The 22,769-nt window shown below is 41.7% G+C and carries 20 protein-coding genes; 8 read left to right on the top strand and 12 right to left on the bottom strand.

The window, feature by feature from the left end; all coding sequences use genetic code 11:
• Window positions 1-34: 34 nt before the first annotated feature.
• The 3 genes from L1D51_RS03420 to L1D51_RS03410 all read right to left on the bottom strand — a co-directional run bounded on the left by L1D51_RS03420 (window position 35) and on the right by L1D51_RS03410 (window position 3,547).
• On the bottom strand, window positions 35-892 hold the full coding sequence (locus L1D51_RS03420) for a carboxylate/amino acid/amine transporter (protein WP_239962644.1): 858 nt from the start codon (window positions 890-892) through the stop codon (window positions 35-37).
• Window positions 893-981: 89 nt separating this feature from the next.
• On the bottom strand, window positions 982-3,120 hold the full coding sequence (locus tag L1D51_RS03415) for a M3 family metallopeptidase (RefSeq protein ID WP_239962642.1): 2,139 nt from the start codon (window positions 3,118-3,120) through the stop codon (window positions 982-984).
• Between the two features lie 217 nt (window positions 3,121-3,337).
• Window positions 3,338-3,547 (bottom strand): hypothetical protein, encoded by a 210-nt coding sequence (locus L1D51_RS03410; protein WP_054561957.1) that lies wholly within the window; start codon window positions 3,545-3,547, stop codon window positions 3,338-3,340.
• A 195-nt stretch (window positions 3,548-3,742) separates the two neighbouring features.
• On the opposite strand from L1D51_RS03410, the gene L1D51_RS03405 reads away from it, so the two are divergent.
• Window positions 3,743-4,615 carry a mechanosensitive ion channel family protein gene (locus L1D51_RS03405; RefSeq protein ID WP_054561956.1) on the top strand — a complete coding sequence of 291 codons (873 nt, stop codon included), beginning with the start codon at window positions 3,743-3,745 and terminating at the stop codon, window positions 4,613-4,615.
• Window positions 4,616-4,638: 23 nt separating this feature from the next.
• Here L1D51_RS03405 and L1D51_RS03400 read toward each other — a convergent pair whose 3' ends face one another.
• Window positions 4,639-5,187 (bottom strand): HdeD family acid-resistance protein, encoded by a 549-nt coding sequence (locus L1D51_RS03400; protein WP_054561955.1) that lies wholly within the window; start codon window positions 5,185-5,187, stop codon window positions 4,639-4,641.
• A 155-nt stretch (window positions 5,188-5,342) separates the two neighbouring features.
• On the opposite strand from L1D51_RS03400, the gene L1D51_RS03395 reads away from it, so the two are divergent.
• The 6 genes from L1D51_RS03395 to yegD all read left to right on the top strand — a co-directional run bounded on the left by L1D51_RS03395 (window position 5,343) and on the right by yegD (window position 13,140).
• The gene (locus L1D51_RS03395; protein WP_054561954.1) at window positions 5,343-7,037 is read left to right on the top strand and encodes a mechanosensitive ion channel family protein; all 1,695 of its coding nucleotides are present in this window, start codon (window positions 5,343-5,345) and stop codon (window positions 7,035-7,037) included.
• A gap of 368 nt (window positions 7,038-7,405) precedes the next feature.
• On the top strand, window positions 7,406-9,667 hold the full coding sequence (locus tag L1D51_RS03390) for a TonB-dependent receptor (RefSeq protein ID WP_239962640.1): 2,262 nt from the start codon (window positions 7,406-7,408) through the stop codon (window positions 9,665-9,667).
• A gap of 110 nt (window positions 9,668-9,777) precedes the next feature.
• Complete coding sequence (locus tag L1D51_RS03385; protein WP_054561952.1) at window positions 9,778-10,077, top strand: hypothetical protein; 300 nt, start codon at window positions 9,778-9,780, stop codon at window positions 10,075-10,077.
• Window positions 10,078-10,125: 48 nt separating this feature from the next.
• Window positions 10,126-10,782, top strand: a complete 657-nt coding sequence (locus L1D51_RS03380; RefSeq protein WP_239962638.1) for an HAD family hydrolase — start codon at window positions 10,126-10,128, stop codon at window positions 10,780-10,782.
• An 83-nt stretch (window positions 10,783-10,865) separates the two neighbouring features.
• Window positions 10,866-11,705 carry a DNA ligase gene (locus tag L1D51_RS03375; RefSeq protein ID WP_054561950.1) on the top strand — a complete coding sequence of 280 codons (840 nt, stop codon included), beginning with the start codon at window positions 10,866-10,868 and terminating at the stop codon, window positions 11,703-11,705.
• 67 nt (window positions 11,706-11,772) lie between these two features.
• Window positions 11,773-13,140 carry a molecular chaperone gene (yegD, locus tag L1D51_RS03370; RefSeq protein ID WP_175079190.1) on the top strand — a complete coding sequence of 456 codons (1,368 nt, stop codon included), beginning with the start codon at window positions 11,773-11,775 and terminating at the stop codon, window positions 13,138-13,140.
• A gap of 32 nt (window positions 13,141-13,172) precedes the next feature.
• On the opposite strand, the gene L1D51_RS03365 is transcribed toward yegD, so the two are convergent.
• The 4 genes from L1D51_RS03365 to L1D51_RS03350 all read right to left on the bottom strand — a co-directional run bounded on the left by L1D51_RS03365 (window position 13,173) and on the right by L1D51_RS03350 (window position 17,614).
• On the bottom strand, window positions 13,173-13,637 hold the full coding sequence (locus L1D51_RS03365; RefSeq protein ID WP_054551787.1) for a methylglyoxal synthase: 465 nt from the start codon (window positions 13,635-13,637) through the stop codon (window positions 13,173-13,175).
• A gap of 8 nt (window positions 13,638-13,645) precedes the next feature.
• Window positions 13,646-14,278 carry a LysE family translocator gene (locus L1D51_RS03360; protein WP_054561948.1) on the bottom strand — a complete coding sequence of 211 codons (633 nt, stop codon included), beginning with the start codon at window positions 14,276-14,278 and terminating at the stop codon, window positions 13,646-13,648.
• A gap of 98 nt (window positions 14,279-14,376) precedes the next feature.
• Complete coding sequence (locus tag L1D51_RS03355) at window positions 14,377-16,218, bottom strand: S8 family serine peptidase (protein WP_055021456.1); 1,842 nt, start codon at window positions 16,216-16,218, stop codon at window positions 14,377-14,379.
• A 223-nt stretch (window positions 16,219-16,441) separates the two neighbouring features.
• Entirely contained in the window at window positions 16,442-17,614 is a 1,173-nt protein-coding gene (locus L1D51_RS03350) for a multidrug effflux MFS transporter (protein WP_239962636.1), read from the bottom strand.
• Window positions 17,615-17,780: 166 nt separating this feature from the next.
• On the opposite strand from L1D51_RS03350, the gene L1D51_RS03345 reads away from it, so the two are divergent.
• Window positions 17,781-18,257: a hotdog fold domain-containing protein gene (locus L1D51_RS03345; protein ID WP_239962634.1), complete on the top strand. Its 477-nt coding sequence runs from the start codon at window positions 17,781-17,783 to the stop codon at window positions 18,255-18,257.
• On the opposite strand, the gene L1D51_RS03340 is transcribed toward L1D51_RS03345, so the two are convergent.
• The 4 genes from L1D51_RS03340 to hppD form a co-directional block, all read right to left on the bottom strand.
• Window positions 18,254-18,736 carry a bactofilin family protein gene (locus L1D51_RS03340; RefSeq protein ID WP_054561944.1) on the bottom strand — a complete coding sequence of 161 codons (483 nt, stop codon included), beginning with the start codon at window positions 18,734-18,736 and terminating at the stop codon, window positions 18,254-18,256. The genes L1D51_RS03345 and L1D51_RS03340 overlap by 4 nt on opposite strands.
• A complete protein-coding gene (locus L1D51_RS03335; RefSeq protein ID WP_239962632.1) occupies window positions 18,726-19,877 on the bottom strand; it encodes a peptidoglycan DD-metalloendopeptidase family protein in 1,152 nt (383 codons plus the stop codon). Before L1D51_RS03335 ends, L1D51_RS03340 begins: the two co-directional genes overlap by 11 nt.
• Window positions 19,878-20,028: 151 nt before the next feature.
• Complete coding sequence (gene fahA / locus L1D51_RS03330) at window positions 20,029-21,342, bottom strand: fumarylacetoacetase (RefSeq protein WP_239962630.1); 1,314 nt, start codon at window positions 21,340-21,342, stop codon at window positions 20,029-20,031.
• A gap of 143 nt (window positions 21,343-21,485) precedes the next feature.
• On the bottom strand, window positions 21,486-22,532 hold the full coding sequence (gene hppD, locus L1D51_RS03325) for a 4-hydroxyphenylpyruvate dioxygenase (protein WP_055021474.1): 1,047 nt from the start codon (window positions 22,530-22,532) through the stop codon (window positions 21,486-21,488).
• Window positions 22,533-22,769: the final 237 nt, after the last annotated feature.

Raw genomic sequence — 22,769 nt, 5'->3', positions numbered from 1 at the left:
ACAGCATCCCTCTAATCGAATAGAGTTTAGCCTATCATGACTCCGTGGCAGTTTTATTAAGTTTCTGATTTATAATAAGTGCTAATAAGATAATCGCTGCGCCGATAGCAAGCTTGATGATATCGGCATCACGATTCCAAATCACAATGTTAACGATGATCCCAGCTGGGATCAGTAGGTTATTCATTACGGCCAAGGCACCTACATTGACAATAGTCGCGCCCTTATTCCACGCGAAATAACCAAGCCCTGAAGCAATCGTGCCTAAGTAAATTAACACGCCCCATTGTGTCGTTGTGGTGGGTAGCTTACTGGTATCACCAAATAAGCCGTAACAAACCAGTGCGACAATTAAAGCGCCAATAAAGAACCAAGCAAACACCCGAGAGTGAGGGAGTTGCTCATCTTGCATTAAACGTTTGTAAGTTACTTGACCGGTAGCAAAGCAAATATTGGCAGCCTGAACCATTAACATACCAATAAGATAGTTTTCATCGACGCCTTCATAGCGAATAGCAACGGCGCCTAAAATAGCTAGCATTGCGGCGAATAAAAACTTTGCATTAAAACGTTTTTCAAGCAAATCGTTTAACAAAGTGATGTAAAGTGGCGTCATTACCGTGAATAGCAGTACCTCGGGCACACTGAGGTACAAAAACGAATGGTAATAGAAGCTGTACATCACACCAAGTTGTACTGCGCCTATTGCCATGAGCTTTAGGGCTAAGGCTTTAGGGGTTTTACGCCAGTGCAAAAAGGGCAAAAACACGCAAGTTGCCAAGCCGATGCGCATTAAGACACTAAACCATGCATCTACTTGGCCTGCTAAATAAACACCAATAAGACTAAACGAAAAGGCCCAAAGTAGGGTTACAGCAAATAAGTAGGTCATGTTTGATTAATTTGTAATTTTAAAAATTGCACTATAACAAAAAGCCCGCATTAATTGCGGGCTTTCATCATTTTGCGAATAATTTTAGATTATTCAACTAAACCACGACGCTTTAATAGTGCGTCTGTTGTTGGTTTTTGACCACGGAACTCAATGTAGCTTTGCATTAAGTCGCGGCTATTACCTTTAGATAAAATCTCTTTACGGAAATTATCACCGTTTTCACGTGTTAAACCACCTTCTTCGGTCATGTGTGCAAACGCATCTGCTGCGAATACTTCAGTCCAAAGGTAAGCGTAATAACCCGCTGAGTAACCACCGGCAAAGGTGTGGCTGAAGTAGCAAGACTTATAGCGTGGTGGTACTGGGTAGTAAGCAATACCGTGCTTGTCTAATGCATCATGTTCAAACTTTTGAACGTCTGTAATGTCAGCATCAACACCAAATGAGTGCCATTCCATATCAAGCAGTGCCGCAGCTAAATACTCAGTTGTATCAAAGCCTTGGTTGAATTTTTGTGACTCAAGTACTTTATTTAAAAGCGCTTGTGGAATTGGTTCACCTGTTTTGTAGTGCTTGGCATAGTTTGCAAGTACTGTTGGTTCAATATTCCAGTCTTCATGTGCTTGTGAAGGGAATTCAACGAAGTCACGAGCAGTTGCTGTACCCGCTAAGCTTGGGTATTTAACATCAGAGAATAAACCGTGTGCAGCGTGACCAAACTCATGGAACATAGTCGTTACTTCAGAGAAAGTCATAAGTGTAGGTTGACCTTCAGCTGGCTTAGGAATGTTCTGTGCGTTGTAGATCACAGGCATAGTGTCTTTAAGGCCGCTTTGGCTAACATAAGCACTCATCCATGCACCACCACGTTTACCTTCACGTGCGTAAGGGTCCATGTAGAATAGACCGATAGCGCTACCGTCTTCGTTAAATACTTCAAACACCATGACGTCTTCGTGATAAACCGGTAAGTCTTTACGCTCTTTAAAGGTAATGCCGTAAAGTTTATTCATCGCAAAGAATAAACCGTCGTGGATCACTGACTGCATTTCAAAGTAAGGCTTAACTAAAGCAGGGTCTAAGTCGTACTTCTCTTGGCGAACTTTCTCAGCGTAAAACGCCCAGTCCCAAGGTTGAAGCGCAAACGTTTCACCTGACTTTTTAATTACTTGTTGGATTTGCTCTGCTTCAGCTTCTGCTTTAGCAACCGCTTTCGGTGCTAAGTCATCAAGGATGCCGTAAACATTTTCAGTTGTTTGCGCCATACGATTAGTCATTACATACGAAGCCCAATCTTTATAACCAAGTAATGCCGCTTTTTCTGCACGTAGCTTAGTTTCTTTGATGATGATAGGGCTGTTTGTTGCTTGTGCACGCGTTGAAGAAGTTGTCCAAATCTTTTCACGAAGCTTGCGGTTTTCAAGGCTTTGTAAGATAGGTTGGCGAGTCGTGTTCACCAATGTGATCATGTAACCTTCTTTACCTGCTTTTTTAGCAGCAGCTGCAAGGCTTGCAATTTCACCTTCAGATAAACCCGCTAATTCACTTTTATCTTTAACTAAAATCACATCTTCTTTAAATGATTTTAAGATGTTTTGTGAAAACTCAGTTGAAAGCTTGGCAAGCTCTGCGTTGATTTCACGCATTTTTGCTTTTTCAGCTTCAGTTAGTTTTGCACCCGCGTTAACGAACTTTTTGTAGTAGTAATCAACAAGGCGTTGATCTTCAGCATTTAAAGATGCTTTGTTGTCGTAAATGCTTTGTACGCGAGCAAATAAAGCTTTGTTTAGGTAAATGTCATCAGTGTGAGCTGACATAATCGGCGCCATTTTCGCGGCGATACGTTGGTACTCACTGTCAGAGATTAAACCTGATAAGTTAAAAAATGCCGCAGATGTGCGGTCTAATAGCTCACCAGAGAACTCCATTGCAACAAGGGTATTTTCAAATGTTGCTGGTTCTGGGTTGTTTGCAATCTTTGCAATTTCAGCTTTTTGCTGTGCGATGCCTGCTTCAAACGCTGGCTCGTAGTCATTGGTCGAAATTTTATCAAACTCAGGGGCCATGTATTGTAAAGGGCTTGGCTTGAAAAGAACGTTTTCAACATTAGCTGTTTGTGTTTCAGCGGTAGTTTCAACTTGAGTTTGAGTGTCGGCTTGTTGTGAACTACAAGCAGATAATAAAAGCACACTAGCAATCGTAGTTGCTACTAAGGTCTTACGCATGAGAGCTCCAAAAATGTGGATAAATCTTTTCTAACTTACCAAATTTTTGGCTAGAAACAATCAAGTTTGTCGTTTGATTGGGGAATTTGAACGCAAATAATGTGATTGAGAGGATAAATGTGTGTAAAAAGCCATCAATTGTTTATTAATGGCTCACTTAAGTAAAAAGTGGCACTAGCTGCCAGTTTAAATCTTGATGGTAATAAGTCACCATAGATTAGTTGTAACCCAACACAAACTTTTTCTCTGAGCCAAAGCTTTCTGGCATAGCGTTGCCAAACTCTTTGTTAATTAAATTCAGTGAGTGTTCTTGCTCAGCAAGTAAGTTTAAGATGCGGTTACGGTACTCCAAACTTGATTCAAATAAGTTTAGATCAACCAAGGGTTGTAAAGTGGCAAGTTTTTGTGTGAGTGTCATTTGTGACATTGTGTTCTCCTCGTGCTATTCAAAGCCTGTGAAACCTCAAGCTCTCTATGTATATAGCAGCTGTAGTCTAAAATAGTTAATAATTAGCGCATATTGCGCATAAAGAACTTAGTATTTACCAAGTTTTCACCTATTATGCCGTGCTAAACTTAGTCACAACTGAACCAAACTGATTTTTACTAGGAATGTTAATTTATGACCCTTGTTGATCTGCAATCTGCATTATCGTTTGTATTGTTCACCTACAATGATGTGCAAATTACTGTACTAAAAGTAATTCAAGTGCCTTTGGCGCTGTTTTTAATGTGGTTTGTGGTTACCTGGATTGGTCGATTAATTAAAAAAGCATTACTGGCAAAAAACCTAGGCCCTGACGCGGTTCACTTATTTACCCGTATTTACCTTGTTGTGACCATCGCAGTGCTTGTGTTTACCTCGCTAGAGGTACTCAATATTCCTCTAACGGCGTTTGCATTTGTTTCTGGTGCCATTGCGATTGGTGTTGGTTTTGGTGCACAAAACATTATCAATAACTTCATTAGTGGTTGGATTTTAATGTGGGAGCGACCAATTCGTATTGGTGATTTTTTAGAAGTGGGCACAGCTAAAGGAGTCGTTGAGACAATTAATACTCGCTCAACCCGTATCCGCCGTAACGATGGTGTGCATATGCTGGTACCAAATAGCCAGTTATTAGAAAACACAGTAACTAACTGGACCTTAATTGACCGTAATGCCCGTTCATTTGTGAATGTTGGCGTTGCTTATGGTTCAGACGTGGTGCTTGTAGAGAAGCTGATGAAGCAAATTCTTGATGATCACCCAGCCATTTTAAAAACACCTGCATCATCTGTGTTATTTGATGACTTTGCTGATAGCTCTTTAACTTTTAGCGCTATTTTCTGGGTGTGTGCTGAATCAGAAGCCCCGCTTCGCCAAGTGCGCAGTGAGCTGCGTTTTAGCATTTATAAAGTATTTGCTGAAAATAACATTACCATCGCATTCCCGCAGCGCGATATTCATATCGATGGTGAGATAGCTTTAACAAGGCGTAATAACCAAAAATAAAAAAAGCGGCTTAGCCGCTTTTTTTATGCTCGTTCATTGAGTTTTTTTAGCTTCATAGCAAGCAACACCATCATTATGCCAAATACGATGGCATAGGTTGCAACTAGCCAAAGTAGGGTGATTATGCCCGCGCCAGGGTTAAATATCAGATAACCACCAAAGATAATCGAAATAATACCGCTACCAATTAACAGCCATTCATTACTGATCTCTTTGCGTAGCTTACTCGCAATCAATATTTCAATCACTCCGATAGCAATGGCCCATGCGGCAATAAAGTACAGCATTAAGATAGCTGTTACGTTGGGAGCAAACAGGGTTACAAGTGCAGCAGCAATTGAAATTAAACCACCCACTAATAACATCCACCAAAGTGGGTTTTCATTTTTTGAAGCAATAGCTAACCAAGTTCTAATGGCACCATCGACAAAAAAGTAAGCGGCGAAAATAAACATCAGAATCGCTAATGAGGCTTCTGGGGCAAACCAACCACATAAGCCAAAAACGATGGCAATGGCACCGTGGATCATTAATGATGACCAATGGGGGATAAGTGAACTTGAGATTTGCATAATAGTATCCTTTGCTTAAGTCTCTATATAACTAACATTTCAGTGCTTGCTTGCAAAGATTTTTAATTATTTTTTGTACAGTTACACAAACCATGCTCTAATTTAATTAGCTGATTATTTCAGCGATTTAATGTTTATCGAACAAGGAATAGAGTGTGAGCCGTTGTAATACCAAGTTTTCATTACAATTTAGTAAGTTATTAGTGTGTTTTTTACTGTTGTTTAATGCGCCATTATGGGCAACAACCACACCAGAAGTGACCGTTAAATCCTTAATTGATAAAGACAACAAGGAAGAGCAAGCCGAACAAAAACCGGCCAAACAAGAATCTGAAACAAATACACCTGCTACAACGGAAAAAGTGCAGGAGCCTCTTGAAGATGACTTACCCTATGATGCTTTTGACAGAATTACGCCACGCAGCTCCATGCAGGGGTACTTAAAAGCGGCCCGGGACCGCGATTTTGAACGTGCAAGCCATTATCTTGATTATCGTAACTTACCCAAAGACGTTGAGGCATTAGGAAAAATCCAGCTTGCTGAAAGTTTATCTGTGGTACTTGATCGTACCTTATGGGTCGATGTTGATAACTTGAGCAATAAGCCTAAAGGAAAACAAAAAGAAAGCGTGCCTAGTTATCGTGATTTGGTTGGAGAAATCAGCACTTCACAAGGTAAGGTGCAAATTTTATTGCAAAGTGTACCGGATGATAAAACAGGTAATCGGATCTGGAAAATATCGAATGCCACCGTAAGTCAAATTCCTTTACTCACCAAAGAGTATGGCTATAACCGAGTCGGTGAGTGGCTTTACAATAACCTGCCAGACATAGAGTTTTTAGGGGTGATGCTTTGGCAGTGGATTTATTTTGCCTTCACATTTGTTCTGTTTTTAGCGGTCGCGATTATCATAACCCGCCTAATTACGTTTGTTCTCGCACACTTAAAAGTCCCTGTAGAAAAAGATGTTATTGGTTTTATTAATGGGCCAGTTAGCCTGTTACTTGCAGTATTTATGGCGCGTTCATTGAACGACCAATCTAATGTAACTATTGCTGTGATGGCGCTATTCCATGGCGCGACCGTGTTATTGATCGCTTGGGGCTGGATTTGCCTACGGGCAGTTGATCTTGCCAAACACAGATTAAGCCAGCGCTTTATTAGACAAGATAAACCACAAGCGATTTTCTTATTACGTCCTATAAGTAATGTAGCTAAAACCCTGATTGTCATTTCGTTGCTATTCATGTGGTTTGAAAACTTAGGCTTTAATGCCACTACCTTACTAGCAGGTTTAGGTATTGGTGGCCTTGCAATTGCCCTTGCAGCGCAAAAAACTGTTGAGAATATCATTGCAGCAATCACCTTATATATTTCTGCACCAGTAAAAATAGGTAGCTTATGTAAGTTTGGCAGCCAGTTAGGCACGGTAGAAGAGATAGGGCTAAGAGCAACGCGAATTCGAACGCTTGATCGTTCAGTTATCTATGTAGCGAATGCAAAGTTTGTTGATATGCAGCTTGAGAATGTCTCGGAACGGGAGCGTATTTCTTATCGACCTAAATTGATGCTCAGTGCCAATACTAAGCAACAAAACCTAATGTCGTTTATGCAAGCCCTAAGAGAGCTTTTAGAGCAACATAAGCACATTGCCTTTGAGCCTTGCCGTGTTCGCTTTAAAGGCTTCACGCCTTGGGCTTTACAAGTGGATGTACTAAGCTACGTAGAGACCGTCGACTTTGCTTTTTATATGGAAGTAATCGAAGAGTTAAACTTAGCAATCTTAGGCTTATTAAATGAGCATGAGTGTGAATTAGCTAACCCAGAATTCGCACGTGTGACTGATTAGTTGCTAAAAAAGGGGTAAATGAAAGCGGCTCTCATTTGTACATAATGTCTACACATTGTTGTAATTAGATGCACAGGACATATGTCCGCTTTGTTGAAAAATAATTGCATAAAATCTTCTAAATGCGGCGATGTTGCCGCTAATTGTTGTAAAAAAATTGTATATTTCTAATTTTTAATGCAGTAAAAGTGTCATAAAGTGTTATAATCGTCAGCGTTCGTTCAGCCTCTTTACTTCGTTTTGCACTCTCGAACTAGAGGTCCGCGCAGCTTATTACAAGGCGCGAAAAATTGGCCGAGCCCGTCAAATGAATTGACGCAACATCATCACCGTTGAATAAGAGTGCATAAAAAAGGTTAAAACCCGACATGAAAGCAATGAAAAGATCTACGTTAGCAACACTTATCAATGCAACGTTGTTCTCTGCCGTAGCAGGTACTTCATTTTCAACTCTTGCTGCCGACGAAGCGACAGCAGAAAAAAACAACCAACTAGAAGTTATTCAAATCACCGCTCGTAAACGTGTAGAAAACGCTCAGGAAGTACCTGTAGCTGTATCTGCATTACAAGGTGACAGCTTAGACGCTTACAGCTCAGCTGGTATGGATATTCGTTTTATGAATGCGAAGATCCCAAGCTTATCAATCGAATCTTCGTTTGGTCGTTCTTTCCCACGCTTTTATGTTCGTGGTCTAGGTAACACTGACTTTGACCTAAATGCTTCTCAACCAGTTTCGTTAGTTGTAGACGAAGTTGTTCAAGAGAACGCAATCTTAAAAGGTTTCCCTGTATTTGACGTAGCACGTGTAGAAGTTCTACGTGGCCCACAAGGTACTTTATTCGGTCGTAACACACCGGCTGGCCTTGTTAAATTTGATACAGTTAAGCCATCACAAGAATTTGAAGGCTATGGCTCAGTTTCTTACGGTAGCCGTGGCGCAGTTGATTTTGAAGGTGCTGTTGGCGGTGGCCTAACAGACCGTTTATCAACGCGTGTTTCTGTACTTTGGCAAGAAAAAGACGATTACATCGATAACCGTGCACCTGGTTTTGAACAAGATGACGTTTTAGGTGGTTACACTGAAAAAGCGGCACGTGTTCAGTTCTTATATGAAGGTGACGATTTCACAGGTCTTTTCAACTACCACGTTCGTGATATGGACGGTACGCCAATCGCATTCCGTGGTAACGCTATTAAAGCAGGCACAAACGATTTAGCTGATAACTACGAACATGATGTGGTTTACCACGATGCTGCTTCTCGTGCGACACAACAAGTTGAGTCTCAAGGCGCAAGCTTAAAGCTTGAGTGGGATATCAATGATTTAACTCTTACGTCAATCTCTGCATGGGAAAGCGCTGAAATCTATTCTCGCGCTGACATCGACGGTGGTTACGGTGCAAGCTACTTACCAGATATGGGCCCAGGTTTTATCCCGTTCTATTCTGAAAGCGCTGACGGTATTCCAGATCAAGACCAATACACGCAAGAACTTCGTTTATCTAGCAACTATGCTGGTGACGTTAACTTCCAAGTAGGTTTATTCTACTTTGATGAAGCGCTAACAATCGAAAACTTCAGCTACGACACTTATGGTTCAACACCAGGTGAGTTAAACGGCTATGTTATCCAGCAACAAGATACCAAAGCATGGGCGGTATTCGGTTCATTAGATTACACAATCACTGACGACTTAAAAATCACTGCGGGCCTTCGTTACTCAGATGACGAAAAAGAATTCTCAGCAGACCGTACTTTAAGCCCAATTGGTGGTAGTGCGTTATACCTTACAGAAAACCCAAGTGACGACCACGTTAGCTGGGATTTATCTGCTAACTACAAGATCAACGATGACGTAAACTGGTACGCGCGTGTTGCTAACAGCTTCCGTGCACCAAGTATCCAAGGTCGTATTTTATTCGGTGATGAAGTAACTGTTGCTGAGTCTGAAACTGTGACGTCTTTCGAAACAGGTATCAAGTCAGATGTTCTTGACGGCCAAGGTCGTGTAAATGCAACTGTGTTCTACTACACAATGGATGACCAACAATTAACTGCTGTAGGTGGTGGTGCAAACTTCAACCGCTTAGTTAATGCTGATAAGACAACTGGTTACGGTTTTGAGTTAGACACTGAGTGGGTATTAACTGACAACCTAAACGCTACATTTAACTTAAGCTACAACAACACTGAGCTTGACGATAAAGACTTAGCCGTTGACGTATGTGCGCAGTGTACTGTAACAAACTCACTAAACAGCTCAGGTCAAGCTATCCTTGATGGTAACAGCTTACCGCACGCACCTGAGTGGATCTCTAACCTTACATTACGTTATAGCCGCGAAGTAGCTGACGGTGAATTCTTCACTTACGCTGACGTGTCTTACCGCAGCGAAATCAACTACTTCTTATACGAGTCAGTTGAGTTTGAAGGCAAGCCATTAACTGAAGTAGGTTTACGTGCAGGTTATGCTTGGGCTGAAGGCGACAACGAATATGAAGTATCAGCATTCGTTCGTAACATGTTCGACGAGCAGCAATCAATCGGTGCTATCGACTTTAATAACAACACAGCAATGGTGAACGAAGAGCGTTACATCGGTGCTGAGTTCAAAGTAAGCTTCTTCTAAGCTGAAATAATAAGTCCTATTAAAACCCGCTGTATAGCGGGTTTTTTCGTTTATAATCGCGTTGGTAACTGCTAAAGTGGCAGGATTAATTGAAGAGAAAGAGAATAACTATGGCTGGATTTTGGAACTATCGTGTAATTTTTTGTGAAGCAACAAAAGATGAAGCGGCACAATATCAAATTCATGAAGTTGAATATAACTTAAATGGTAAAGTGACTAACTGGTCAGAAACCGGTGCAGCACCATTTGGTAATACAGTCGAAGAACTTGAAGCAGATGCAGATCGTTTAAAAACAGCGTTTTCTAAGCCGGTTTTAAAAGTGGTAAGAAAGCAACGTGGCTACGAGCTGGTTGATGTAGAAACAGGCGAAGAAGCATTTGCTGAGCCACCTGCGGGCCTAACTGAATAATCATATTTAAAGGTGCCTATGGCACCTTTTTACTTTGAAGGAATGAGGATGACTTTAAAAGCAGTATTGTTTGATATGGATGGCACCTTGGTTGACTCTGAAAGTGTGCATTTTAATATTTGGAATGACTTGTTAGCTCCTTTTGGCGTGCAGTATGATGAAGCTACGTTTTGTCAGCGCTTCTCAGGAAGACCAACACTTGAAGCCGCTAAAGAGGTTGTGACAAATTATGGGCTTACTATCAGTCCAGAACAGTTAACGGATGATAAGTACGCTGCATTTGGCCGTTTTGTTAGTACTAATTTACCTGCCTTTATGCCACATGCAAAAGCGGTGCTTGAGCAAGTCAAAGCCAGTGGTTTAAAAATGGCATTAGTAACAGGTAGTGCAAAAGATGAAGCCTATCCTATTTTAAAAGGCTATGGCATTTTCGATTGGTTTGACTGTGTGGTTACCAAAGATGATGTTAATAATCCTAAGCCTGCTGGTGACCCTTACCAACTAGCCCTAGATAAACTAGATATAAAGGCTAATGAGGCTGTAGCTGTCGAAGATACCTTTACCGGTGTTACCGCTGCGAGCAACGCAGGTGTTGCTGTGTATGCGGTGCCAAATCATTTCACGTTAGAGCATGATTTTAGTAAAGCCGCGGGTGTGTTTGTCGATTTGAACGAATTTTTCAAATGGCTACAAACTAAACTATAATTAGCTGACTGTTGCTAAGCTGCTTTTGTTAAGTAGTCAAAGCCAGAGCCAGTTAATACTCACAAATTTGCAAGGAAGCAATAATGGTTAAATTCACTCGTGCCCTTTTGTGCGCAATCACGTTATTTATAGGCTTTTCAGCCGAAGCGCAACAAGCTCCTTCAGTGCTTTTAGCAAACGTCTATCAAGCCGAAAAGGTAAATGTATCTGACTATTTAGTTAGTGAAAAATATGATGGCGTTCGGGCTATTTGGACAGGGAGTCAATTAGTAACCCGAAATGGTAACCCAATTTATGCCCCCAAATGGTTCACAGATCCACTGCCAGGTGTTTGGCTTGATGGAGAGCTTTGGACTAAGCACCAAGATTTTGCCAATGTGAGCGGGATCGTTCGAAAAGTCACACCTGTAGAATCAGAATGGCAAACCGTCAATTACATGATATTTGATATGCCGGATGCGACAACGCCATTTAGTCAACGTTATGAAAACTACACAAGGTTAGTAAACCAGCTGCAAAGTGAGCATATTAAAGCCGTTGCGCAAATGCACTTTAATGATAACAAGCAACTTAGTTTGTTTATGGATGAACTAATCGCACAAGGAGCTGAGGGCGTCATGCTGCATCTAGCAGCTGCAAAGCATAGTGCAGGGCGAAGTGATGCATTGCTAAAGTTAAAGCCTTATTTTGACGCTGAAGCGGTTGTAATCGGTTATATCGCAGGAAAGGGTAAGTATAAAAATATGCTTGGTGCACTCAAGGTGCGCAGCAGTGATGGTACCGAGTTTAAAATTGGCTCGGGGTTTACCGATCAACAAAGATCATCGCCCCCAGCGATAGGTAGTACTATTACCTACAAATATCATGGCTTTACTAAGAATGGCCTACCACGTTTTGCAAGCTTTTTACATGAAACGCCATAGCGTCATTCAAAAACGGCTGCGACTATGGTAAATTTCGCGGCCTTTTTATTGATGTATAGGTGTTAGAATGTTTGCAGGCTTTGATTACGGTAGCTCAAATTGTGCAATCGGTGTAATGAATAACGAGCAACAAGTCTCTTTAGTGCCGCTTGAGCAGGGCAAGCAATATTTACCCTCAACACTTTATACTCATCACAGTGCATTAGTTGTCGATTTTGTGACAAAACACCTTACGGGTAGCCCATTTGAGCACGACTTTAAAACTGAGCGACAAGCGCTTTTAAATACCATTCCTCGTATTAAATCTGACCTCGATATTCAAGCTGGTGATGAGACCTTATTTATAGGTCGAGAAGCAATTAGTGAGTATGTGCAATTTCCTGAAGAAGGTTACTTTGTAAAATCGCCTAAGTCATTCTTTGGTGCAGTAGGCTTAAAGCAAGGGCAAATAAACTTCTTTGAAGACATTGCCACGGCGATGATTTTAAAAATTAAACAACGCGCCGAGCAATCATTGCAAGACACATTAACAGAAACGGTAATTGGACGACCGGTAAACTTTCAATCAGTCGGTGGTGAAGAGTCTAATCAACAAGCGCTCGGTATACTAGAGCGAGCAGCAAAACGCGCAGGCTTTAAAGAGGTGTCGTTTTTATATGAACCATTAGCGGCGGGCATTGATTATGAAACCTCATTGCAGCAAGACCAAAAAGTGTTGGTTGTCGATATTGGCGGGGGTACTAGCGATTGCTCATTTGTACAAATGGGGCCGAGCTTTCGTGATAAGCAATGCCGTGACAATGACTTTTTAGCTCACAGTGGTAAGCGTGTAGGTGGAAATGATTTAGATATTGCGCTGAGCTTTCATGGTTTAATGCCATTACTAGGTTTAGGCACTGAGTTTAAATCGGGTCTTCCACTGCCGAATCAACCGTTTTGGCAAGCCTGTAAAATCAATGATGTAAATCTGCAAAGTCAGTTTTATAGCGATGCCCATCATCGCGAGTTACTGACTCAACTTCGTGAAGTTAAAGAGCCTGCGCTTTTTAAACGCTTAATTCAATTGCAGCAAAATAAGCAAGGTCACCAATTAGTGCAGCAAGGTGAAGCGGCAAAAATTGCGCTCTCGTCAGCGAATGAATTTACTACAGATTTGCGCTTCTTAGATTCAGACTTAACGCAGTGCTTAACGCTAAAAGATCTAGCTTTAGCTGTTGATGACTCAATAAGCCAGATAGTGAGCTTAGCTAAACAAGCGATTCAAGAAGCTGGCACAACGCCTGATGTCATTTACTTAACGGGCGGTAGCGCGCAATCACCGCTGATCAAGGCCGCGTTAAAATCCCATTTAGGCGATATAAATATGCTGAACGGGGATCACTTTGGTAGTGTTACTGCAGGTTTAACTAAGTGGGCGCACAAGCTTTATAGCTAATAGCCCCCACTTTGATATATCGACTTATAGAACTAAAGAGTCACTTGGCGCGTTGCGAGGTATTTTTCGTAATCTGGCAACGTGCGGCACAGCTCAGTTTCCATCATAGGTGAGCTTAATAGCATATCGGCACTGACTTCATTACAGGCAACAGGAATATTCCAAACCGCAGCTAAACGCAGTAATGCTTTTACATCTGGGTCGTGTGGCTGCGATGCAAGTGGATCCCAGAAAAACACCAGCATGTGCACTTCATGTTCAGCAATTTTAGCACCAAGTTGTTGATCGCCACCCATAGGGCCGCTTAGCAGCTTAATTACTTCAAGCCCTGTTGTACGCTCGATTAAATGACCTGTTGTGCCCGTACCGTATAGCGTGTGCTTACTTAAAATGTCTTGGTGCTTTTCACACCACGCCTGTAGGGCTGCTTTTTTACCATCATGGGCTACGAGGGCAATATTCTTTTTGGCTGGTAAGGCTTGTTGTTTTTGTTCCATAAGTGCTCTTATATCAATAGGTTAATTGCTAGTGCAATAAACACCAGCCCCGTGATCCGATCAATCCAAATTTGGGTTTGTGGGTGCTCACGAAAATAACTGGCTATCTTATCGCCGAAATAAATATACGTGCAGTCGATTGGAAAAGCAAAAAGCGGGTAAAGTAAACCAAAAAAAGCGAGCTGAAAGGTCGTTGAAGATAAGCTCGGATCGACGAACTGCGGAATAAACGCAATAAAGAATAGAGCGACTTTTGGATTAAGTACCTCGGTCATCATTGCTTGAAACATCACATTTTGCTTTTTACTGGTACTTACATGGGGTTTTTCTTCGCACTCTGACTCAGGCTGTGTAAAGGTGTCTTTTAACGTCATTACGCCTAAATAGCACAGGTACGCCGCACCTAAATACTGAACTGTGGTATAGGCAACAGTCGACGCTTTTAAAATTGCCGTTAAACCTACCACCGCAAAAAAAGTATGCACCACACCACCTAAGGCAAAACCAAAGGCACTTTGCATCCCGGCTTTACGGCCATTGGCAAAGGTTTGTGCCATTAAAAATGCATTAGAAGGGCCGGGGGCCACGGCAATTAAAAAGCTGGCGCCTAAAAACGACAGTAGAAATTCTGGATTGATCATCGGCACAAAGATAAAAAGCTAGGTAGTTGATTTTAACAAGCTTCTAGAAAAAGAAAAAGCGGACAATCAATGCCCGCTGATTTGGGTTGGGGAAAGTATTAGAACGTCACAGTGCTGTTGTTTGAACAAACAGTTGTGCTTTGTGCTTCACATACTTGGTAAGTGTAAGTGCCACCACCTTTTGTTGTGATAGTGTCAGTATAGCTGTTAGTGTTTGCCACTGAGCCTACTTTGCTACCATTACGGTAAACATCTACAGTGCTTGTAGCAGCGCCACTCCAGCTTAAATCAATGTATTTAGTGCCTTTTGACTTATAACCTGAAGTAGAAAGACTAATATCATCACCACCTGGTGTTGTGCCACCGCCATTATCGCCACCACCTGCACAGCCATTGGCTGTTAGGTATGCATCTGCGTCAGCTGCTTTAACAATACCGTGACCGAAGTAAACATCGTGACCAGAAGCACCTTGATCTTCTGCCGTTGCTTTTAGTGCATCACGGATTTCTGTACCCGTACACTCAGGGTGATTTGACCATACTAGCGCTGCGATACCTGAAACAGCAGGCGTTGCCATTGATGTACCGCTCATGAAACCATAATCACTAGTACCAATTGCGATATCAATAGTTGTGCTTGAAAGAAGAGCTGAACGGTCTTCAAGTGCCGCACCGACAGCTGGAATTGTTGTATCGTTAGTATCGCCTAGTGTAGCGTATAACATGCCAGCTTCGTTATTGATGATAACAGCCCCGATACCGCCTGAGTTTTCGCAGTTATTTACCTTGTCATAGAACGAGATATTGCCGCGGTCAATCATACAAATTTTCCCCGCTGCGCCAGCATCTACGCTTTCAGCAGTACCCATGTAATACGCCGTGCCTGATGCATTACCCGCGTTTTCCATTGATGAAGTAGCAAAGCCTGCGCCATCAGCTGCTAAGCTAGCTGACGTTGCCATACCAGCAGGGTAAGTAGAAAGAGTATCAACACCACCTGCTGTTACTTCAACACAGATAGTTTCATCTGTAGTAGCGCGTTTACCGCGACCAGATGTACAGCTAGGGAATTGCGAGAAATCTGCAATTTGGTTGTCCGCATCATTTGCACCAACCATCATTACTGATGGATAGCCTGCAGGGTATGAACGTACGTTGTTACCATCGTTACCCGCTGCAGCAACAACTAAACCGCCAGCGCTTGTGAAATTAGCAAATGCGTTAGACTCGGTGCTATTTGAACCACCGCCACCAAGGCTCATGCTGATGATATTTGCACCTGCCTGAGAACATAAATCTGCTGCGTGTGCTAAGTCTGAAGAGTAACCCCAGCCTTCAGCGTTGAATACTTTTATGATGTGCATTGCCACACCGGGCGCCATACCAACCACACCAACATTGTTGTCTGCTGCGCCAATAGTACCTGCTACGTGGGTACCATGTGGGCCACCATTGTCGTACCAGTTGCCTGTGCCACTGTCATTATCACCTGTAATGTTACCCCATACGAAATCAGGGTTTGTAGCATCTAAACCTGAGTCAATCACACAGACTTTCATGCCAGCATTTGCATCGAAGGTAACTTGATCAGCTTGTGATTGGTAAACTGCGTATGGCGTTAATTGCTGCTGCATTGCATTACCAGCGTCATCGTTATAAAGCGCCATTGGTACACGCTTTTGGTCTTCTTCAATTAGTTTGATGTGAGGGTTGTTTAGTAAGCCTTTTACGCTTGCAAGGTCATGACCTGTAAATTGCGCTGCAATAAAGCCATTACCATCAACTTTAATATCACCACCAAGCTTTTTAGCGAGTGCTTTAACTACGCCTTTTTTATTGTTGTCTACTTGGATGATGTAACGGTCATTTGCTGCGTTTGCAGTTCCTGCTGCACATAGTCCACTGATGATCAGTGCTAATGCTAATTTATTCTTTTTCATAATTCGTATCCCAAACATGTTTTTGAGTTAACCAAATGTTAACGTGAGTAAACAATAGATTAATGATGCTATGGGTACAAGTAAAATAATCCACAAAACTGGAACAAATTATTCTAGAAAGATGCTTTTTATAACGGTAGGAAATAACAAGATGTCTAAACGGATAAATAGAGTATAACGATTCTCATTTACCCGTTATGACTAAAAGTATGATAAAACTTTTTTATGACAAGTGCTTATATTTGAACAATAAGTAGGTGAAAGGGATGAGCATTAAAAAATGCACGCCAATTAATACTGGTGTAGTCAAATTTAACAATTGCGTTATAAACACTAATAAGCTTGCGCCACTCATTTGCATTAAGCCAATAAGTGCTGATGCTGTGCCTGCTTGCTTAGGAAATAAACTTAGTGCACGGCCTGCAGATGAGCCAAGTGTCAGTGCAAAACCAAACGCAGCAATAAACATCGGAAACATCAACGCAAGCGCAGTACGTTGTTGGCTAAAGGCCATCATTAAGGCACCTGCGATTACAAGCAACAAGAGTCCTGCTTTTAACGCGCGTTTTGGTTGGCGTTTGATGTACAGTGGCATAATAAAGCTTGCAACAATGCTCAAGACCGCATTACAGGTAAACCAGAAAGTAAAGTCGGTAACACTGCCACCTAATTTAGTAATAAGCCAGCCAGGTGCTAACGTAACGAAGACTAAAATAGCCGACATAGTTACCAAGCAAATTAAGCTATGAAATAAAAACAATGGCGTTCTGATAATTGGCATAAAACGGCGCAGGTCAAGAATATGACCACTATATACACTATCTGCAGGGCGGGTTTCTTTGTACATTAACAAGGTTATGAATAAACCAATGAGTGCAAATACAGCCATGAATAAAAAGTTCATGCGCCAGCCAAACTGTACTGTGAGCCAAGCACCTAAAATTGGCGCGAGGGCAGGGATAAAGCATACGATACCATTAAGATAAGTAATGATTTGGCCGCTACGTTCACTACCAAATCTATCTCTTACAATGGCAAACGCTACTACAAATGTGGCACAGGCCCCCAAACCTTGCAGTGCTCTTGCAATCATCAGGCTTGTAAAATCAGGTGCCAGATACGCGCCAAAAGCCGCTAAACCATAAATTGTCACACCGGTAATTGCCACAGGCTTACGACCAAATTTATCTGCTAATGGCCCTGCAATGAGCTGTCCAAGCCCAACGGTAAGCATAAAAATAGCGACGGTTTGCTGAATTTGCTTTTCTGAAGCGCTGAATTGTTCTGCAATGGTCGGAAAAGCGGGTAAGTAAATATCAATTGCTAACGGGCTAAAGATAACCAGAAGGCCAAGAATAAATAGTAAGCTGAGGTTTTTGTGCTGGCGTGACTGCATTCGCTCTCCTTTAAAACGGTATTTTATGTGCCCCTAAAGGAAAAGAAAAGCGTTCACTTAGCGAAATGTGTAATCATTAAAACTGCTAACAAAAATTTTCCATTTCGCTATCTGGTCTGATGTGTTAGCTTTTTATCTCACATCATAAAAATAATGGATAAACGTCGTGAGCTCACAATCATCATTATTAAAAATTTGGACTAAATGCCTGTCACTGCCGAAGGGTAACTGGTTGTTTAGTAAAGCCGTGTGCTTTAAAGCCCCTTACTTTGGTTCAATAAAGCCATTGATCACAGATTTAAATGCTGGGCATTGCAGCGCAACTGTTAAAAATCGCCGAGCAATCCATAATCACATTGGTACCATCCATGCAATTGCACAATGTAATGTTGCTGAGCTATGCGCTGGCTTGATGGTTGATGCAACTGTGCCGGCAAAAACACATCGCTGGATCCCAAAAGGCATGACAGTGAATTATTTAGCGAAAATTGACACAGATATGCGTGCTGTTGCCCAGATAGACGTGCCGAGTGAGTGGTTAGAAAAGCAAGACTTGCTAGTACCAGTGAAGGTTTATAATAGCCGCGATGAACTCGTTTTCACCGCGGATATTACAATGTATGTAACCGCTAAAAAACGTTAAGACTTATCAGCGGCTTGTTTGTTTACAAACGACAGGTCGTTGTCATCATCAGCCAGTATTGAAGAACTGTTTTGTTCTTCAGGCTTAATAGGCGCCACATTATCTTCTTCATTACGATGTTTTAAGCTGCCTTCAATGATTGCGCCGGCTTCGATGCTCAGGGTGTCATGAAATACATCGCCATGAACTTCTGCAGTGCTTTCAATAGTCACTTTATTGGCAATAAGCGAACCAATAATTTTACCTTTGACGATGACACTGTCAGCTTCAATAACACCTTCAATCATGCCAGTGTGACCAATCACTAAATGTTTAACACGTAAATCGCCTTCGATGCGACCGTCAAGCTGAACTTCACCTTGGCTGCTGAGGCCGCCAGTTAAACGAACGTCTTCAGAAATAATAGAAGGGGTGTGGTTGGTTCTTTTTAAAGATGAGCCAGACGAGCTAGCTGCTGATTGTTTTTTTTTACCGAACACGAGAAAGCGCCTTTGTTATTTTAACCGGGTTGACATGTTTGCCATTCACTAAAACTTCGTAATGTAGGTGAGTGCTGGTACTACGGCCAGTACTACCCATTAAGCCGATGACATCGTCTTTAGTCACTGTTTGGCCTTTTTTAACCTTAATTTTATTAAGGTGACCGAAGCGAGTAACGAAGCCATTTTTGTGTTGTAGTTCGATAAAGTTGCCATAACCGCCATTACGACCAGCACGTAAAACGGTGCCGTCAGCGGGAGCAAAAATTTCGGTTTTATGCCAACCTGCTAAATCAACGCCTTTGTGAAAAGCGCGGCGGCCATTCATTGGATCTTTTCGTAGACCATAACTACTTGAAATGTAGTAATCGGCAGCAGGAAGTGTTTGTGGTAATTCGCTCAGTAAGTTTTCGAGGTTATTTAATGCCAGCAATTTGTCGGCAATTGCTAAAAACTCAAGAGGGATTTTTGATTCGTCGAATAAGTCTAATGGACCACCTTGTGCGGTATCTGTACCTTCTAATACCGAACCATTGGCAAGGCTACTATCAAGGCCTGCGCCCTCTAACATAGCAACAATTTCTTGGTGGCGAAGTTTAATTTGCTCATCTAATACAACAAAGCTGTTGTTATAAGCTGCATCAAGGCGAGCTAGGCGCTCAGAAATGCTCTCTAAGCGTTTAACTTGTTTTGGTTGCTGTTCATCTTCTAAAGGTGCGTGAAACTCTTCAGCGTGCTCCTGAACAGGTAAAAGCAATGGCTCTGCGTCGGTTGGCAGTGCCGGTTTGTTCATTGATTCTGGTAATGACTCGATCATGCTTTGCAATAGCGCTTGCTTTTGTTCAAGTACGGCTAATTGCTGGAGCTGTTTTTCATAGACAGCTTGTTGCTGATAATGCTGTTTTTGCCATTCTTGTTGTTTCGTAAGCTGGGTTTGTTCAATGCTGGTGATCTTGTCAGCTTGAGAAATGATTTGTAGTGTCGAAATGCTTAACCAAACAATAGCAGTTAAAATGACTAGTAAAGTCGTTAATTGCACCCAAGGGGCTAATACTAAGTGTTTTACCTCGCCATTTTGACGGATCAACAGCTGTCTAGCTGGAAAAAACGTGCGATAAAAAGACTTAAGTTTAACTAACATGGCGTACAAAATTTGACTAATAACCGAGCTAAGATAGCAATCTGATTTAAAAAAGCCAGCAAAAAATTGTAACTCAACTGAAAAAAATGCAAAAAAAAGGGCAAAAAATGCCCTTAATCGTTGTTCTGGAAATAAAAATAGCTAGTTATTTTTATTTTGCAGGTAGTACTGTACCTTCGACTGAACCAAAACCAATACGTGCAAAACCGTCTTTTTCACACCAACCATGCATGATTACGTTGTCGCCATCTTCCAAGAAAGCACGTTGTTCGCCATTAGCTAGGGTGATCTTTTCTTTACCACCGCGTGATAGTTCTAATAATGAACCAGCTTCTTCGTGCTCAGGACCTGATTGCGTACCTGAACCTAACATGTCGCCTGGTTGGAAGTTACAGCCATTTACTGTGTGGTGAGTCACCATTTGCGCGACTGTCCAGTAAGAGTGTTTGAAGCTTGATTTAGATACTTGTGTTGGTGCTTCGCCAGCCGCACGCATCTTTTCAGTTTCAATTTGCACATCCATTTTGATATCGAATGCACCAAACTCACGGTTATGAGCTGACTCTAAATAGTCCATTGGTTGTGGATCGTTTTCGTCACGTGTCCAATTTGTTCTAAATGGTGCCAGTGCTTCTGTGGTAACAATCCAAGGAGATACAGTCGAAGCGAAGTTCTTCGCAAGGAATGGACCAAGCGGCTGGTATTCCCATGCTTGTAAATCACGTGCAGACCAGTCATTAAATACACAGAAACCAAATACGTGGTTTTCAGCATTTTCAATGGCAATTGCATCGCCTAATTCATTACCTTTACCAAGGTAAATGCCTAACTCAAGTTCGTAGTCTAGGCGTTTACAAGGGCCGAATGATGGTGCTTCTGCATCTGGCGCTTTAGTTTGACCGTTAGGACGGTGGAACGTTTGACCTGAAACATCAATTGACGATGAGCGGCCGTGATAACCAATTGGTACCCATTTATAGTTAGGTAGAAGTGGGTTATCAGGGCGGAATAGACTACCTACCGCTGTTGCGTGGTAAATAGAAGTATAAAAGTCAGTGTAATCACCAATGCGACACGGCAGCGCAAATTCGATCTCTGCTTGAGCGATAAGCGCTTCGCTTAATTGCGCTTGCTCACTCGCACCTTCACGAAGTGCTTTTGATAATGCTAGACGAAGTGCAGACCAATACTGCTGACCAAGACCCATAAATTCATTGAGTGTAGCTTGGCTTGCGGCTTTAACAGCAACTTGTGCATCACCAGAGAATAAACCAAGTTCATTTACTTTTGCTAAGTCGATAACTTGATCACCAATTGCTACAGCGCCACGGAACGCTTCGTCTGAATTTTTACGACGTACTTCTGCAAAAGGAAGGTTTTGAATTGGGAAGTCACAGTTCGCTTCGTTAGCAGATGCAACCCAGCTTTTTAGATTAATATCGTGGGTTTCGTTAATTAGGCTCATACTCTTTCCTTATTGGTTCGCGCTGATTTATTAGTTATCTATATGGAGGCAATCAACGCAATTTAAACAGTTAGTTTAAAACAGAATTTAAAACGACAAAAAGCAGCGTGTGAATAACGCTGCTTTTTATTCATCATGATGAACTAGATTACACCACGACGCTCTTGATCACGTTCGATTGATTCGAAAAGCGCTTGGAAGTTACCTTCACCGAAACCGCCGTCATCTACACGTTGGATCATCTCGATAAAGATAGGACCGAATAGGTTCTTCGAGAAGATTTGTAGTAGGTAACAATTTTCGCTTTGGCTATCTACTAGGATCTGATGCTTACGGATCTTCTCTTTATCTTCTTTAACCCAAGGCACACGGTCAAAAATAGTGTCGTAGTACTCAGGGATGATATCAAGCGTCGCAATCGTTGATTGGTCAAGCTTATCAAGTGAGCTTACTAGGTCATTCGTTAGGAATGCTAAATGCTGTACACCCGGACCATTGTACTCATTTAAGTACTCATCGATTTGGTTATTATTGTTATCTTTACCTTCGTTGATTGGAATCGAGAAAGTACCGCACGGAGATTTAAGTGCGTAAGATAATAACGCTGTTTTTTGACCTTTAATGTCGAAGTAACGAACTTCAGTAAAACCAAATACGTCTTTATAGAAGTTAGCCCATGTTTCCATCGTGCCTTTATAAACGTTATTGGTTAAATGGTCGATACGGATGAAGCCTTTGTCTTCAACAATGTTTTGCTCGCTTAAATCTTCAAAATCTGACTCATAGATAGAACCTTTGTCGCCAAATTGCTCGATGAAATAAATTAAGCTGTCGCCGATACCGTAAATAGCAGGGTATGGTAAGTTTTTGTGAGTTGAGTCTGTTGCAGGTTTTGCACCGCGCTCAACAGCAACTTCGAATGCTTTTTGTGCATTCTCTACACGCCAACCCATAGAACAGATTGCTGGACCGTGGCTTTTAGCAAATTCAGCAGAGAAACCTTCACGCTCATTGTTCAGTAAGAAATGAATGTCATGTTGGTTGTAGTAAACAATGTCTTTACCTTTGAATTTTTTTAGCTTTGAGAAGCCAAAATCAGTAAACACTTTGTCCATGTAATCTGCATCTGGTGTTGCGTATTCAGTGAATTCAATGCCCATTAGGCCTAATGGATTATTTACTTCGCTCATTGTCATTACTCCCGCAATTATAAGCACTGCGCTAAAAAAGAATTATTGTTCTGTAATGAGCGGATGATTAACCAGAATCTCAATAAGGGGAAGATCCCCGCACTATTTAGCCAAAGCCCCTTTTGTAAATTAAATGGGACAATGATTTTAATTTCAGCAATTGCAGTTTCAAAGGCAATGAGTAAGCCACTAGGTTGACTAATATCTACTATTCTATTTTGTGGTTATCTATATGTA

The organism is Pseudoalteromonas shioyasakiensis, from assembly GCF_022398475.1.
In the GTDB taxonomy this organism is placed as follows: domain Bacteria; phylum Pseudomonadota; class Gammaproteobacteria; order Enterobacterales; family Alteromonadaceae; genus Pseudoalteromonas.
The sequence above is the reverse complement of the archived record's forward strand: the minus strand, read 5'-3'. Positions and strand labels throughout refer to the sequence as shown.